Annotated in this window: 17 protein-coding genes; 14 read left to right on the top strand and 3 right to left on the bottom strand. The window is 41.2% G+C overall.

The features are described from left to right. Positions 1 to 22: 22 nt before the first annotated feature. A complete protein-coding gene (locus IPH84_16985) occupies positions 23 to 1804 on the top strand; it encodes an iron hydrogenase small subunit (GenBank protein ID MBK7174876.1) in 1782 nt (593 codons plus the stop codon). A gap of 242 nt (positions 1805 to 2046) precedes the next feature. On the opposite strand, the gene IPH84_16980 is transcribed toward IPH84_16985, so the two are convergent. Beyond that, positions 2047 to 2151: a hypothetical protein gene (locus tag IPH84_16980; protein ID MBK7174875.1), complete on the bottom strand. Its 105-nt coding sequence runs from the start codon at positions 2149 to 2151 to the stop codon at positions 2047 to 2049. Here IPH84_16980 and IPH84_16975 point away from each other — a divergent pair. From IPH84_16975 to IPH84_16915, 13 genes are all read left to right on the top strand, one after another. Beyond that, a complete protein-coding gene (locus IPH84_16975) occupies positions 2108 to 2452 on the top strand; it encodes a hypothetical protein (GenBank protein MBK7174874.1) in 345 nt (114 codons plus the stop codon). The genes IPH84_16980 and IPH84_16975 overlap by 44 nt on opposite strands. A 12-nt stretch (positions 2453 to 2464) precedes the next feature. Beyond that, positions 2465 to 2893, top strand: a complete 429-nt coding sequence (locus IPH84_16970) for an anti-sigma regulatory factor (protein ID MBK7174873.1) — start codon at positions 2465 to 2467, stop codon at positions 2891 to 2893. Beyond that, complete coding sequence (locus IPH84_16965) at positions 2894 to 4231, top strand: 4Fe-4S binding protein (GenBank protein MBK7174872.1); 1338 nt, start codon at positions 2894 to 2896, stop codon at positions 4229 to 4231. Between the two features lie 12 nt (positions 4232 to 4243). Next, positions 4244 to 4579, top strand: coding sequence for a serine kinase (locus tag IPH84_16960; protein ID MBK7174871.1), 336 nt, complete (start codon positions 4244 to 4246; stop codon positions 4577 to 4579). A 2-nt stretch (positions 4580 to 4581) separates the two neighbouring features. After that, positions 4582 to 5322, top strand: a complete 741-nt coding sequence (locus tag IPH84_16955) for a PHP domain-containing protein (protein MBK7174870.1) — start codon at positions 4582 to 4584, stop codon at positions 5320 to 5322. Next, the gene (locus IPH84_16950) at positions 5319 to 5885 is read left to right on the top strand and encodes an ATP-binding protein (GenBank protein MBK7174869.1); all 567 of its coding nucleotides are present in this window, start codon (positions 5319 to 5321) and stop codon (positions 5883 to 5885) included. The genes IPH84_16955 and IPH84_16950 overlap by 4 nt, the downstream gene beginning before the upstream one ends. Before the next feature lie 25 nt (positions 5886 to 5910). Then, entirely contained in the window at positions 5911 to 6309 is a 399-nt protein-coding gene (locus IPH84_16945; protein MBK7174868.1) for a (2Fe-2S) ferredoxin domain-containing protein, read from the top strand. 18 nt (positions 6310 to 6327) lie between these two features. Further along, entirely contained in the window at positions 6328 to 8121 is a 1794-nt protein-coding gene (locus IPH84_16940; GenBank protein ID MBK7174867.1) for an NADH-quinone oxidoreductase subunit NuoF, read from the top strand. 16 nt (positions 8122 to 8137) lie between these two features. After that, positions 8138 to 9907: an iron hydrogenase small subunit gene (locus IPH84_16935; GenBank protein ID MBK7174866.1), complete on the top strand. Its 1770-nt coding sequence runs from the start codon at positions 8138 to 8140 to the stop codon at positions 9905 to 9907. A gap of 44 nt (positions 9908 to 9951) precedes the next feature. Continuing rightward, positions 9952 to 10437, top strand: a complete 486-nt coding sequence (locus IPH84_16930; GenBank protein MBK7174865.1) for an NAD(P)H-dependent oxidoreductase subunit E — start codon at positions 9952 to 9954, stop codon at positions 10435 to 10437. A gap of 279 nt (positions 10438 to 10716) precedes the next feature. Further along, complete coding sequence (locus tag IPH84_16925) at positions 10717 to 12423, top strand: response regulator (protein ID MBK7174864.1); 1707 nt, start codon at positions 10717 to 10719, stop codon at positions 12421 to 12423. Positions 12424 to 12446: 23 nt separating this feature from the next. Further along, a complete protein-coding gene (locus IPH84_16920) occupies positions 12447 to 12791 on the top strand; it encodes a hypothetical protein (protein MBK7174863.1) in 345 nt (114 codons plus the stop codon). Between the two features lie 205 nt (positions 12792 to 12996). Continuing rightward, positions 12997 to 14088, top strand: coding sequence for a hypothetical protein (locus IPH84_16915; protein ID MBK7174862.1), 1092 nt, complete (start codon positions 12997 to 12999; stop codon positions 14086 to 14088). On the opposite strand, the gene IPH84_16910 is transcribed toward IPH84_16915, so the two are convergent. Together IPH84_16910 and IPH84_16905 are read right to left on the bottom strand one after the other, a co-directional pair. Then, complete coding sequence (locus IPH84_16910) at positions 14081 to 14323, bottom strand: GIY-YIG nuclease family protein (GenBank protein MBK7174861.1); 243 nt, start codon at positions 14321 to 14323, stop codon at positions 14081 to 14083. The two genes, IPH84_16915 and IPH84_16910, sit on opposite strands and share 8 nt — an antisense overlap. 38 nt (positions 14324 to 14361) lie before the next feature. Continuing rightward, on the bottom strand, positions 14362 to 14646 hold the full coding sequence (locus IPH84_16905; protein MBK7174860.1) for a GIY-YIG nuclease family protein: 285 nt from the start codon (positions 14644 to 14646) through the stop codon (positions 14362 to 14364). Positions 14647 to 14701: the final 55 nt, after the last annotated feature.

Below are 14701 nucleotides of genomic sequence, written 5' to 3'. Positions count from 1 at the left end.
AGAACCCGCCATGAGTAAATATATGGTAAATCTAAAAATCAATAATATACCGATATCCGTTGAAGAAGGCACTACCATTCTGGATGCGGCTAAACGACTGAATTTCAGAATTCCGACCCTCTGTAACCACCCCGACCTGAGCGTTGCCGGTAATTGCAGGGTTTGTGTCGTTGAAGTAAAAGGAGCACGTTTGCTCTCCGCTTCCTGCGCAACCCCTGTTTCAGAAGGAATGGAAGTCTTCACCAATTCGGAAAAGGTGCGAATTGCCCGTAAACATGTGGTTGAACTATTGCTGTCAGAACATAATAGCGACTGTACCAAATGTTTTAAGAACGGACATTGTGAATTGCAGGAATTAGCCAGTGAATACAGGATCGGTGATCATGTTTTCCTGGATTTGGTGAAAGCCAAAGATAAAATCCAGGATATATCATCCCCCTCCATTGTGAAGGATAATAGCAAATGTATCCGCTGTCAGCGTTGTGTAAGAACCTGTGCAGAACTCCAGGCTGTTAGCGCCCTGGCTGTAGTTCATAAAGGCAACCACCAGTCCATCAGCACTTTCCTTAATAAACCAATGAATGATGTAGTTTGCACCAACTGCGGACAGTGTATTAACCGTTGCCCGACTGGTGCCCTCACTGAACGTAATTACATCGAGGAAGTTTGGAATGCTATTTATGATCCAAGGAAGTTTGTCGTTGTTCAGACTGCCCCAGCCACACGCGTAGCATTGGGTGAAGATCTGGAAGTTGAAACCGGGACAAGGGTAACAGGAAAAATGGTTTCAGCATTGAAAAAAATGGGATTCAATAAAGTGTTGGATACAGATTTCACTGCTGACCTCACCATTATGGAAGAAGGGACTGAACTCCTGACCCGTTTGAAAAAAGCAATCGTTGACAAGGATGAAACCGTGAAACTTCCAATGATGACTTCCTGCTCACCAGGATGGATTAAATTCCAGGAACATATGTTCCCTGAGTTGCTTGATAACCTTTCCAGTTGCAAATCACCACAGCAGATGTTTGGCGCACTTGCAAAAACATATTATGCCGATAAGATCAATATCAAAGCAGAAAATATGATCGTTGTCTCTATCATGCCATGCACCGCCAAAAAATTTGAGTGCAATCGTCCGGAAATGAGAGACAGTGGATTCAAAGATGTAGATTATGTTCTTACAACCCGCGAATTAGCCATGATGGTGAAACAAGCCGGTATTGATTTCGATAAACTGGAAGATGATAATTATGACAGTATATTGGGTGAATCTACCGGAGCAGCTGTAATTTTCGGAGCTACCGGAGGTGTAATGGAAGCAGCCTTACGTACTGCTTATGAAATTGTTACCGGTCATGAGGTTCCCTTTACCAACCTGAACATCAAACCGGTCAGGGGTATTGAAGGCGTGAAGGAAGCATCTATTAAAATCAAGAATACGGTTCCAGCATGGAATTTCCTTGAAGGGGTTGAACTTAATGTTGCGGTCGCACATGGATTAGCCAATGCCAAAAAATTGATGGAAGCCATCAAGAGAGGTGAAGCCAACTATCATTTCATTGAAATCATGGGATGCCCTGGTGGTTGCATCGGAGGTGGGGGTCAGCCAATCCCTACATCCCCTGAAATTCGCCGAAAGAGAACTGAAGCCATCTATGCAGAAGACATGGGTAAGAGTCTGCGAAAATCGCATGAAAATCCGGAAGTCACAGAAGTCTATACGGATTACCTGGGAACTCCACTCGGACATAAGTCGCATGAATTGCTTCATACTCATTACAAAGTCAGAAAGAGGTACTAGTGATAAGTAAAATTTAAAAATGCAAAAGCTGCAAAAGCAAGCCCCCCCTCCAAACAACACTAGGACTCAGTAAAAAGAGTCGGAATTATCCGGCTCTTTTTGCTTTTGGACCCACTCCAACCCTTACTTATTTAGACTTTATCTAAATTGATTGTTATTTGATTCACATTGTGAAATTAATAACAAATAACTTGTTTGGGAGTTGAATGTGGATTACTTTTGCAGTGGAAAATTCAAAGGTCTTACCAACATTTAGTTGGCTGGAAAAATGAATAGTTAGGAAACAAAGTGGAGGAAAAATCAATGAAGCTTTCAGAAATTGCAGTAATACTTGATGCAAAAGTCATATGCGGGAAAGAACATCTTCAGAGGGAGATTTCCCATGTATTTGCTTCCGATCTGATGAGTGACGTACTTACCCTGGATAGTGCCAACCTCTTGTTGCTTACAGGGCTGACCAATATTCAAACCATTAGAACCTCTGAGATGGCTGATATCACAAATATTGTTCTCGTCAGAGATAAAAAAGCAGATCCTGAAATGCTGCGTTTAGCAGAAGAAAACGGAATGGTGATGCTTGAATGCAGTTACTCCATGTTCAGATCATGTGGGTTACTTTACAATGCAGGATTGAAACCCGTTTATTAATACCATCGGTCAATGCATTTCGAATACCCGGTTGAAGGCGGAAATTTTACAAAGGCAGGAACAGCCTCCAGCCAGTTTAAGAAGGTATTAAAACAGTTAAATGTGGATCCTGCTATCATCAGAAGGATCGTTGTGGCATTGTATGAAGCTGAAGTAAATATTGTTGCACATGCATTCGAAGGCATCATCAGGGTTTATGTTGACATCGAGAAAGTTCAAATAAGGCTCGAAGATAAAGGTCCCGGGATACCTGATATCCAGAAAGCAATGAAGGCAGGGTTCTCTACAGCTTCCCCAAAGGTTAGGGAAATGGGGTTCGGGGCAGGAATGGGACTTCAGAACATAAAAAATAATGCAGACGAATTCAGAATTAGTAGTGAAGTTGGCAAAGGGACACAGTTGGAGATTATTGTTTATCTAAAAGGGCAGGAATCAGAATAAATGGAAACCAGGCATTTTCATCATGCACTCAGGATTAGTGAAGAGCTCTGTACAGGATGCTCCCACTGTATGAATGTCTGTCCAACTGAAGCCATAAGAGTAAGAAAAGGGAAAGCCATCCTGTACGAAAATCGCTGTGTGGATTGTGGTGAATGCTTCAAAGTATGCCCGGTAAAAGCAATCAATATCGATCATGATGATTTCAGCAGGATTAGCACTTTTAAACATCGCATAGCCCTGGTTCCAGCCGTTTTTATTGGCCAATTCCCTGAAAATATCAGTCGTGAACAGATCTACAGAGCGATCCTAGCTTGTGGATTTACCCAAATTTATGAAGTTGAACTTGGTACTATTCTCCTCGTTGAACAAATCAGGAAGTATGCTGAGGAAAACCCCGGAATCAAACCTCTTATCTCATCCTTCTGCCCTGCAATCATCCGCCTAATCCAGGTGAAATTCCCTTCCCTGGTAAATAATATCATGTTGCTGAAACCACCTCTTGATATAACAGCTCTTTATTGCCGTAAACTTCTTACCGATCAGGGGGTAAATCCGGCTGAAGTAGGAGTCTTTTATTTCACTCCCTGTGCAGCAAAAATTGCGGCCATTAAGAGTCCGGTTGGAGAAGATTATTCCATGATTACAGGTGTCATAAATATGGATTTCATCTATAACAAAGTCAACAAGATCATTAAAAATGGATTGTTGAATGATGAAATACCTGTTCCCAATCTGCCATTACCTGGTTATGCTGTCCGCTGGACTCTTACTCATGGTGAAGCTGACAATATACCTGGTCGTAGCCTCGCCATAGATGAAATACATAATGTTATTGAATTCCTGGAGAAGGTAGAAAATGAAGAGATTTCAGACATCGATTTCCTGGAACTCAGGGCCTGTGATGAAAGTTGTGCAGGGGGTGCTCTAAATACCACCAACCGCTTTCTGATTACTGAAAGGCTTCGAAAAAAACAACCTGAAATTGAATCAATTGACAATAATACAGTTGTCGGAATCCATCAGTATGAAGAGTATCTTCAACGCAGGATCTTCATCAAAGAGATTAAACCACGGTCAATGATGAAGTTGGATGAGGATATGGCAGAAGCCATGAGAAAGATGGATAAAGTTCAAATGCTTATGCAGGTTCTCCCGAAAACAGATTGCGGAGCCTGCGGATCTCCCAATTGCCAGGCCTTCGCCAATGATATAGTTCAGGGTGAAGCCAGTATTCGTCAATGCATTTTTGTTCAGAAAAGCCGTGAACATACTGGCGAACTTACCCCTGAAGAATCATTACAGATTCTCAAGGAAATATGGGGAAATGACAAATTTTAATCTATAGTTGCCATGAAAGTAGAAGATATAGCAAAAGAATTGAATCTCACCATTTTTGGAGGGATTGCCGGCTTATCCGGTGAAGCTAACGGAGGTTATACCAGTGACTTACTCAGTGATGTTATGGGTTTTGCTGCCAGTCAGCAGGTTTGGATTACCCTTCAAACACATAAGAATGTACTTGCTGTGGCCTCTCTGAAAGACCTTGCAGCCATTATCCTGGTCAAAGGATTTGAGCCGGACGAAGACATGCTTACCCAGGCGAATGAAGAAGGAATACCGGTTCTTGGAACATATGATTCTGCCTTTATTATATCAGGAAAACTTTATAACTTGCTAACCAAATAACAATGAACCTTTACAAGGCTGATCTGCATATTCATACGGTTCTTTCTCCTTGCGCTGGCCTGGAGATGAGCCCTAAGAATATTGTAAAAGAGGCACTTGATAAAGGGCTTAAAATAATTGGAATCACCGATCATAACAGTACGCATCATTGTAAACTCGTCAAACAACTTGCACAACCATTAGGCATTACTCTTTTCATGGGGGTTGAAATCACCACTAAAGAAGAAATTCACTGCCTGGCCTACTTTGAAACAGATAATCAACTGGATAAAATGCAGGAATACCTTGATTTTCATCTTCCCAATATCCCTAATGATCCATCTGTCTTTGGATACCAGGTCGTGGTGGATGAAAACGAACAGATACTCTGGCAGGAAGAACGCCTTTTAATTACAGCCATTGATCAATCGGTTGAACAGGTTGAAAGGCACGTTCATTCACTTGGAGGCATTTTTATACCGGCTCACATCGACAAAAACCGCTACAGTCTCATCAGTCAGTTAGGTTTCATACCAAAAAACCTTGTCCCAGATGCTTTTGAAATCTCAAAACACAGTACAACCGCAGAAATGTTCTCTTATTTGAAAGGATTTGAAGACCTATTCATCATAAGAAATTCAGATGCTCATTCATTGGAAGAAATTGGAGAAATATTTACAATGTTAACCATGGAACAACCTGAATTTGAGGACTTCAGGTTGGCATTGAAAACCAGCAAAACTGTTAATCCCGTAAGTAAATGAAAGATCTTTCCTTACATATACTGGATATAGTGCAGAATTCCCTTCGTGCCGGGGCTGATCACATTTCTATCCATATCAGGGTAGATGAAGGAAAAGATAGTTACTCTCTGGAAATTGAAGATAATGGATCGGGAATGGATCCTATCACCCTTGAAAAAGCGATGGATCCTTTCTTTACATCAAGAACTACAAGGAAAGTCGGGCTTGGAATTCCTTTATTAAAACAGAATACAGAACGAACGGAAGGTAAATTCGAGATCAGTTCTGAGAAAGGAGTCGGAACAAAGGTAATTTCGAATTCTAAATTGAGTCATATCGATCTTTTGCCGGAAGGTGACCTGGCAGGTGTAATAACTCTTCTCATCAGTGCCAATCCAGAAAAAGACTTTTCATTCAGTTATTCCACAAAACATGGCAGTTATGAAATGAGTACAAAGACCATTAAGGAAATTCTGGGTGATATACCCATCAATGAACCTGATGTCAGAAGATTCCTGAAGGAAATGCTGTTTGAAAATTTGCAACCCTTACTCAATAGAAATATTATATCTGAAAAGATCTAAAACATATAAACCTAAATTAAAAAAAATGACAACTATCAAATCGTTGGATGATTTAAGAAAAATCAAATCCGCCGTTCAATCAAAAATGCTGTTGAGGGAACGAAGCGATAATCCGGAAAAACTGGTCCAGATTCGTGTAGCCATGGCTACCTGTGGCATTGCTTCCGGTGCCAAAACGGTCATGGATTACATGATCACAGAATTGGAAAAGAGGAATATTGCCTCAGTAATTACCCAGACCGGTTGTATGGGATATTGCTATGCCGAGCCCACCATTGAAGTGACTTTACCTGGTAAGGAGGCTATTGTATTCGGATATGTTGATAATAAGAAGGCTGACCAGATTATCGAAAAATATATCAAGAATGGTGAACTCGTGGAGGGTATCATTCCTGTGAATTACGAATCTATTGACGACAAGTAAAACAAGGAGGATTTAGAAATGACAAAATTCAAAATGCATTTGCTCGTCTGTGGGGGTACCGGTTGCAGGGCCTCTGAGAGCGAAGCCTTATTTCATGAACTCAAAACAGCTTTGGTAAATAAAGGGCTGGAGAATGAAGTTCAGGTGATTACTACCGGATGCTTCGGTTTCTGTGAAAAGGGACCGATTGTAAAAGTGATGCCTGACAATACTTTCTATACCCAGGTAACGCCGGCTGATGCCATTGAAATCATTGAAGAACATGTGATCAAAGGCCGTAAAGTACAGCGTCTTCTTTATGTGAATCCTGAAACTGATGAAAAGGTGGAGGATTCAAAGCATATGGGATTCTATCGGAAACAGCTCAGGATTGCACTCAGGAATTGTGGTTTCATTGATCCTGAAAATATTGATGAATATATAAGCCGCGATGGTTACCAGGCCCTTGGAAAATGCCTGACTGAATTCAAACCGGAAGAAGTTATCGACCAGATAAAAAAGAGCGGACTAAGAGGCCGTGGGGGTGGAGGATTCCCAGCCGGGTTGAAATGGGAAATTACCCGCAAATCAGTTGCTGATCAGAAATATGTTGTCTGCAATGCTGACGAAGGAGACCCGGGAGCATTTATGGACCGCTCCATTCTTGAAGGTGACCCTCATTCCGTTATTGAAGCCATGGCTATATGCGGTTATTGCATTGAGGCATCCAAAGGGTTGGTTTATATCAGGGCTGAATATCCTCTGGCCATCGAACGCCTGAAAATTGCCATCAATCAAGCCCGGGAATATGGATTACTGGGCAAAAATATATTAGGCACCCATTTCGAATTCGATATTGAATTACGATATGGTGCAGGTGCTTTTGTTTGCGGAGAAGAGACTGCTTTGATTCATTCGATGGAAGGATTCCGCGGTGAACCAACGATGAAACCACCGTTCCCGTCAGTTTCAGGATACCTTGGCAAACCCACCAATGTAAACAATGTGGAAACCTTTGCCAATGTCCCGGTGATCATTAACAGGGGACCTGAATGGTTTGCTTCAATTGGTACTGAAAAATCACACGGAACCAAAGTATTTGCATTAGCAGGTAAGATCAACAATGTGGGTCTTATTGAAGTTCCAATGGGAATTACCCTCAGGGATGTCATTTTTGAGATTGGCGGTGGAATCAAGGATGGGAAAAAATTCAAGGCAGTCCAGACCGGAGGACCTTCAGGTGGATGTCTTACCCATAAGCATCTTGATACTCCTATTGATTATGATAACCTGATCAGTGCAGGTTCAATGATGGGATCAGGAGGTATGATCGTGATGGACGAAGATGATTGTATGGTTTCTATCGCTAAATTCTATCTTGATTTCACCGTTGAAGAATCCTGTGGAAAATGCGCTCCTTGCCGGATTGGCAACAAGAGGTTAATCGAAATTCTTGAAAAAATCTGTAAAGGCAATGGCACTATGGAAGATCTGGAAAACCTCCGGAACCTGAGCCAGGTCATTAAAGACACCTCACTATGCGGATTAGGCCAGACATCACCTAACCCGGTTCTTTCCACGATGGAAAATTTCTATGAAGAATATATTGCACACGTCATTGACAAAAAGTGCCCAAGTGGTCAGTGTAAAGCCTTGCTGCAGTATATAATTGAAGAAGAAAACTGCGTAGGATGTACAGCATGTGCACGCAATTGCCCTGTGAATGCCATCTCCGGTGAAAGGAAAGGTATTCATTTCATCGATCAGGCAGTATGTATCAAGTGCGGAGCCTGTCTCGAAAAATGCAAGTTCAATGCCGTGCTCATTAAATAATTAAGAGGAACGAACCATGGAAATGATAAAAGTAACAATTGATCATAAAGTTATTGAGGTTGAAAAAGGAACAACCATCCTGGATGCAGCTAAAAAAGTCGGTATTAACATTCCAACCTTATGCTATTTGCATCTTCATGACCTTAATATTACAAATAAGCCTGCAGGATGCAGAGTATGTGTAGTTGAAGTTAAAGGGAGAAAAAACCTTGCTCCTGCCTGTGTCACTGAATGCATGGAGGGGATGGAAGTTAACACCCATAATATCAGGGTTCTCAATTCGAGAAAGACCGTACTCGAACTCATCCTTAGCGACCATCCAACAGATTGCCTCATCTGCCCAAAAAGTGGGAGTTGCGATTTGCAAACCCTTGCCCAGGAAATGGGGATAAGGCAAATACGTTACCAGGGGGAACAATCGACCTATCGCGAAGACACCTCCCCGGCTATCATCAGGGATGTCGATAAATGCATCATGTGCCGTCGTTGTGAGATGATGTGCAATGATGTTCAGACAGTTGGTGTTCTTTCTGCTGTAAACAGAGGTTTCATGGCTGTTGTAGCCCCTGCTTTCGAAATGAACCTTGATCACAGTACCTGCACTTATTGCGGTCAGTGTGTAGCTGTTTGTCCAACCGGCGCCCTTACCGAAGTCGATCATACCAATAAAGTGATCCGTGCATTGGCAGATCCATCAAAAACGGTAATTGTTCAGACTGCACCCGCAGTACGCGCTGCTCTTGGCGAAGAATTTGGGATGGAAGCCGGTACATTAGTGACTGGCAAAATGGCTGCTGCCTTAAGAAACCTGGGCTTTGATTTTGTTTTTGATACAGATTTTGCTGCCGATTTAACCATCATGGAAGAAGGCACAGAACTTCTCGACAGGCTTTCAAGACACCTGGCCGGTGATAAAACCGTGAAATTACCTATCCTGACATCCTGTTGTCCTGGCTGGGTTAATTTCTTTGAGCATCAGTTCCCCGACATGCTTGACATTCCCTCCACTGCCCGTTCTCCTCAGCAGATGTTTGGTTCTATTGCAAAAACCTATTTTGCAGATAAACTGGGCATCAAACGCGAGAACATGGTAGTGGTATCGATTATGCCCTGCCTGGCCAAGAAATATGAATGCTCCAGGGAAGAATTCAAAGTAGATGGAAATCCTGATGTTGATTTTGCTTTGTCAACAAGAGAACTGGCTCACCTGATTAAACAAGCCAATATTGACTTCAAGGGTCTTGCCGATGAAGATTTCGACAAACCTATGGGGGAATCTACAGGAGCCAGTGTTATCTTCGGAGTAACTGGTGGTGTAATTGAAGCTGCTACACGAACCGCTTACGAAGTATTTACAGGAAAGAAACTTGAAAAAGTAGATTTTGAACAACTTCGTGGAATGGAATGGGTCCGTAAAGCGACTGTTGATTTTGACGGCACCCCTATTAAAATTGGTATAGCTCATGGGTTGGGAAATGCTCGGCGACTGCTTGAAGAGATCAGGGAAGGAAAAGCTGATTTCCATGCTATCGAGATCATGGCATGCCCTGGAGGATGTATCGGCGGAGGCGGCCAACCCCTTCACCATGGTGATTCATCCATTCTAAAGGCACGTACTGCAGCTATCTACAGGGAAGACACGGCAAAACCTATTCGTAAATCACATGAGAATCCTTTCATCCTGAAATTATATGAAGAATTCTTAGGTAAACCCTGCGGACATAAATCACATCATCTGCTGCACACCCATTATTTCGACAAAAGCAATTCTGTTGAAATCGAATAATACATTCGGAGGTCATGCTTAATCAATAAAAAGTAGAAATTATTATGGCAAGCATAAATATAAAGCTCAACCAGGAAAAATTGGATCAGTTGCAGGCTATCTGCCAGGAATTCAATAATGACAAAGGAGAACTCATAAATGTTCTTCACAAAGCCCAACATCTGTTTGGCTATCTCCCTGCCGAGGTGCAGGAAGTTATCGCAAAACATCTGAATACTTCAGTTGCACATGTTTACGGAGTAGTAACATTTTATTCCTTCTTTACCATGCTGCCAAGGGGTGAAAACCCTATCAGCATCTGCATGGGAACAGCATGTTATGTAAGGGGTGCAGAAAAAGTGCTGGATGAATTCAAGAGATTGCTCAGCGTAAAAGTGGGTGAAACAACACCTGACGGGAAATTCTCCCTGAGTTGCCTGCGGTGTGTCGGAGCCTGTGGATTAGCACCTGTTGTAATGGTAGGTGAGAAAGTATTTGGAAGGGTTGCACCCGAAGGCGTGAAAGATATTCTTGCTGAATACAATCATTAATCCAGATACTATTCGATTCGAGGAATCTCTGTTAATTAAAAACTGCCTTCTAACCAGGGCAGTTTTTTTTATTTTATATACTTTAAATCACCTCAACTTTGAGCCTGTATGATTTGTTCTTTAAATGTTAACAACCTCTAAATGCCAATAAAGTGTAGGCGTTTGTATTTTTTCACCGAAAATTCCATAGCTTTACTCCAAATGTTGAAACTGTTGGTTTACATTTTAATTCTTATATTTGCTTAAATAATCGCCAATTTTTGTTGCATGACATCTGATATGAATGACATTTCCCGCTTACAGCAGGAGATTGAGAGACTGAAAGTTGAGAATCTAGCTTTGCAGGCTGATGAGCGTAAAATTCAAGAGTTTAAAGAACTTGAAATCAAGGCTGATGAGATAAAGGCAGAAGCAGAAAAAGCCAATCGTATCAAGAGTGACTTCTTGTCGATGATGAGTCATGAAATCAGGACTCCTATGAATGGAGTAGTAGGTATGACAAGCCTGTTAATGGATACCAAGCTTACACCTGAACAGCATAATTATCTTGAAACTTTACGGGTAAGTGCTGATAACCTGATGGGGATCATCAACGACATTCTTGATTTCTCAAAAATCGAGTCTGATAAGCTCACGCTTGATGAGAACTCATTTGAACTCCGCAGGTGTATTGAAGAATCACTGGATGTATATGCACAAAAAGCCATAGATAAAGGGGTTGACCTGCTTTATATGTTGCAACCTGATGTACCACCCTATCTTGTCGGTGACATGAAAAGGCTGCGCCAGGTGATTGGTAACCTTGTAAATAACGCCATTAAATTCACGGATGAAGGTGAAATCTTCATTTCAGCTGAAAAAGGCACCGAAACTAAAGAGTACTGTGAGATTTTATTCTCTGTAAAAGATAGTGGTATTGGGATTGCCAAAGATAAACTTACCCAGATTTTTGAAGCTTTTACACAAGGTGAATCATTTTCAAACAGGAGATATGGCGGAACCGGGTTAGGATTAGCTATTGCCAGGCACGTTGTTGGACTAATGGGTGGAAAGATCTGGGCCGAAAGCACTCCCGGAAAAGGTTCTGTATTTTTCTTTACCGCTAAACTCCGCATTGCTGAAACACCTACAACGAAGTTATACATCAGGGGACAAATTCCGGAATTAAGAAATAACAGGGTTTTGGTAGTGGATAGTGATGCTACTACCCGACAGATCTTCTCTGTACAGTTCGACTCCTGGGGGATGAAAGCCTACAATGCCGCCTCTGCTAAAGAAGCATTGAAAGTCATTGAAAGTGAAGATAATTATTTTGACCTCGGTATTATAGACATGCAACTCCCGGATATGACCGGAGTTGATTTTGCCAAAGCCGTCAGGACTATTCCTTTTAAAGGTGACATTCCATTTGTGCTTGTTTCTTCGGTAGGGAAAATAAGCAACCTACCTCCAGATTTATTTGATGCCCAGCTGACAAAACCAGTCAAACTCGCCGAGTTGTTCGACCTGGTACTCAGTGTAATAGCAGAAGCCCGTAACCGTAAGAAACTTGAGGCAGATCATAATTTCGATAAGAAATTATCCGATAAACTCCCTCTAAGCATATTACTTGCTGAAGATAATTATACCAACCAGGAACTGGTCATAACCCTGATGAGGAAAATGGGGTATAACATCGATTCAGTAGATAATGGCAGGAAAGTATTAGACATGATGGAAACCAAAAAGTATGACATCATTCTGATGGATGTTCAGATGCCTATTATGAATGGGATGGAAGCCACTGCCGCTATTCATGATCTGTATAAAGATGATGAAAGACCTTATATCATTGCGATTACCGCCAATGCAATGCCAGGTGACCGCGAACGATTCCTTGATGCTGGTATGGTTGATTATTTATCAAAACCAATCCGTTTCAAAGATGTTCAGGAAGTACTTGTAAGATGGGGAAGGAAAGTTCACTCTAAAAAAGGTGAAATATAATCAGCATACGAAAATCTACACCTATGACTTCAACTGACCAGGAAGCCGCCAGCGGACGTATACTGACAGAAAAAGACTATCAGGCATTCCTCAATGTATATATCCAGCAATCCAACAGGAAGGAATACCTGAAATACCTGTATGGCCTGTTTAAAGATTATAATGAGAATTTCCTGGGTTACTTCTACAAAACTGCCAATGATCGCTTAAATAAAGAGTATAAAAGGCTTCATGATCTTCTGACCAATGATCCTGATATGGGGAGTAGTGAACTCATTATCATTACAGAGCTTAAACAACTTGTAAATGATGTACTAAAGGATGCTACCCTGATTCAGGATGAAGACGACCGAGTCCCTGAAATTTAACAGGAAGTCCGGATATCTATACAATCTTCCTTTCATTTTAGCAGTCTCATTTTCTTAAGTGAGAAAATTATTGTGCTTTTAAAACCTTCTTCCCTGCCTGCCTGTTAATTGAATCAGGCACTCCGACAGTGTTTGATGATTAAGCATATCAACACATTCACTCTATCCATGAAACTCATTGAATCCTAACATGATTCCCCGGAAAATGAGAAATCTGACGATTGTATTTTCCCTTTATTTATTGCTTACGGGTATACCGGTAGTGGCTCAGGATTTAAAAAATGAAGTTCAGTTTAGCAGACATAAAAGACTATCAGGGTATTTTTCGAAGAAAATGAAACACCCGGAGATGTTCCAGGGGAATGCCCGTCATAAGCAATATTTTGAAGGCTGGTATTTTAAGATGGTTTCAGAAGATGGAGCCTCAATTCTTTCCATTATACCAGGAATATCCCTATCTTCTTCAGGCCTGGACCAACATGCATTCATCCAGGTAATTGATGGGAAAACAGCCAAAACTTCCTATTATACCTTTCCAATAGAAGATTTCTACTTTTCAGGAGAAGAATTTGCGATAAGGATAGGGAAAAACTACTTCTCCAGTGAAAAAATTATTCTTGACCTGGAGGACCACCTTCAAGGAGAAGTTCATTTTGCAAACCGGCTTGAACTACCCGAAAAAAAAATACTGAATGCAGGAATTATGGGCTGGTACCGGTTCGTTCCATTTATGCAGTGTTATCATGGGGTAGTAAGCCTAAATCATGAATTGGAGGGCAGCATCCGTTTGAATAACAAGGATATCCTTTTTAACAAAGGGAAAGGCTATATCGAAAAGGATTGGGGAAGTTCCATGCCTTCAGCCTGGATTTGGATGCAGTCCAATAATTTCAATCAAAAGAGCGCCTCCTTTATGCTATCAGTGGCAACCATTCCCTGGCTTGGTGGGACTTTCACAGGATTCCTGGGTTTCTTCTCACAGGATAGTACAATATTTCGGTTTGCTACCTATACCCATGCGAGGTTGAAAATACTCAACCACGGTACTGACAGCCTATCCATCAATATACGGGATAAGAAGTATACCTATATTATTGAGGCCATCCGAACTAATAGCGGTTTGTTACAAGCTCCTGTTCTTGGGTCAATGGATCGCCGCATTCCCGAAAGTATTGATGCAAGGTTGAAATTAAAGATCATGGATCATGAAGGAAACATCCTGTTTAGTGATAGCACCTCTATTGCAGGATTAGAAATGGTTGGAGACCTGGGGAAATTAATTGGTGATGTTAAATAAGCCACTTAGTTTTAGAGAGACAGATTAGAAGTTTTACCCATTGCTTAAACACCCAATCCATAAGCTTTTGGTCGGTATATCCGCAATAAATGATCTTCCTAATGCGGAATCTAATGGTCCAACCCTTACTTCCTAACTCATTATGAGATTTGAATCTCTCGATCAGGTTTGAAGTGCAGCCAATGTAAATTTTGTTGAATTTCTCAGAATAGAGAATGTAGAAACAAAATTCTATTTTTATTTAAATTGATAAATAAATATTAGCAGTGACAATCAGTCTGAGTTGGATATGAATCCAACTCTAGTATATTCCATCTCCATTTTTGATTTTATCCATTCACGACCCTTTCCACCTTTCAATTGCTTTTCTCTTGTTAAAGCAATTAGCTTTTGGCTGGTAAATTCACAATAAATAACCTTCCATGGCCGAAATTTTATTGTCCAGCCTTTACTTCCTAACTCATTATGAGATTTGAATCTCTCGATCAGGTTTGAGGTGCAGCCAATGTAAATTTTGTTGAATTTCTCAGAATAGAGAATGTAGACACAATATTCCATAATTTAAAAAATTGATAAAAAATAGTAGCGGGGACGATCCGCCTCAGGCGGAGAA

This window comes from Bacteroidales bacterium, from assembly GCA_016707785.1.
Lineage (GTDB): Bacteria > Bacteroidota > Bacteroidia > Bacteroidales > UBA4417 > UBA4417.
This window is presented reverse-complemented; position numbering and strand designations above follow the sequence as displayed.

Coding starts and splice junctions, on each gene's coding strand:
- IPH84_16985 (MBK7174876.1), top strand. CDS start 23: ATGGTAAATCTAAAAATCAATAATATACCGATATCCGTTGAAGAAGGC.
- IPH84_16975 (MBK7174874.1), top strand. CDS start 2,108: ATGAAGCTTTCAGAAATTGCAGTAATACTTGATGCAAAAGTCATATGC.
- IPH84_16980 (MBK7174875.1), bottom strand. CDS start 2,151: ATGACTTTTGCATCAAGTATTACTGCAATTTCTGAAAGCTTCATTGAT.
- IPH84_16970 (MBK7174873.1), top strand. CDS start 2,465: ATGCATTTCGAATACCCGGTTGAAGGCGGAAATTTTACAAAGGCAGGA.
- IPH84_16965 (MBK7174872.1), top strand. CDS start 2,894: ATGGAAACCAGGCATTTTCATCATGCACTCAGGATTAGTGAAGAGCTC.
- IPH84_16960 (MBK7174871.1), top strand. CDS start 4,244: ATGAAAGTAGAAGATATAGCAAAAGAATTGAATCTCACCATTTTTGGA.
- IPH84_16955 (MBK7174870.1), top strand. CDS start 4,582: ATGAACCTTTACAAGGCTGATCTGCATATTCATACGGTTCTTTCTCCT.
- IPH84_16950 (MBK7174869.1), top strand. CDS start 5,319: ATGAAAGATCTTTCCTTACATATACTGGATATAGTGCAGAATTCCCTT.
- IPH84_16945 (MBK7174868.1), top strand. CDS start 5,911: ATGACAACTATCAAATCGTTGGATGATTTAAGAAAAATCAAATCCGCC.
- IPH84_16940 (MBK7174867.1), top strand. CDS start 6,328: ATGACAAAATTCAAAATGCATTTGCTCGTCTGTGGGGGTACCGGTTGC.
- IPH84_16935 (MBK7174866.1), top strand. CDS start 8,138: ATGGAAATGATAAAAGTAACAATTGATCATAAAGTTATTGAGGTTGAA.
- IPH84_16930 (MBK7174865.1), top strand. CDS start 9,952: ATGGCAAGCATAAATATAAAGCTCAACCAGGAAAAATTGGATCAGTTG.
- IPH84_16925 (MBK7174864.1), top strand. CDS start 10,717: ATGAATGACATTTCCCGCTTACAGCAGGAGATTGAGAGACTGAAAGTT.
- IPH84_16920 (MBK7174863.1), top strand. CDS start 12,447: ATGACTTCAACTGACCAGGAAGCCGCCAGCGGACGTATACTGACAGAA.
- IPH84_16915 (MBK7174862.1), top strand. CDS start 12,997: ATGAGAAATCTGACGATTGTATTTTCCCTTTATTTATTGCTTACGGGT.
- IPH84_16905 (MBK7174860.1), bottom strand. CDS start 14,646: ATGGAATATTGTGTCTACATTCTCTATTCTGAGAAATTCAACAAAATT.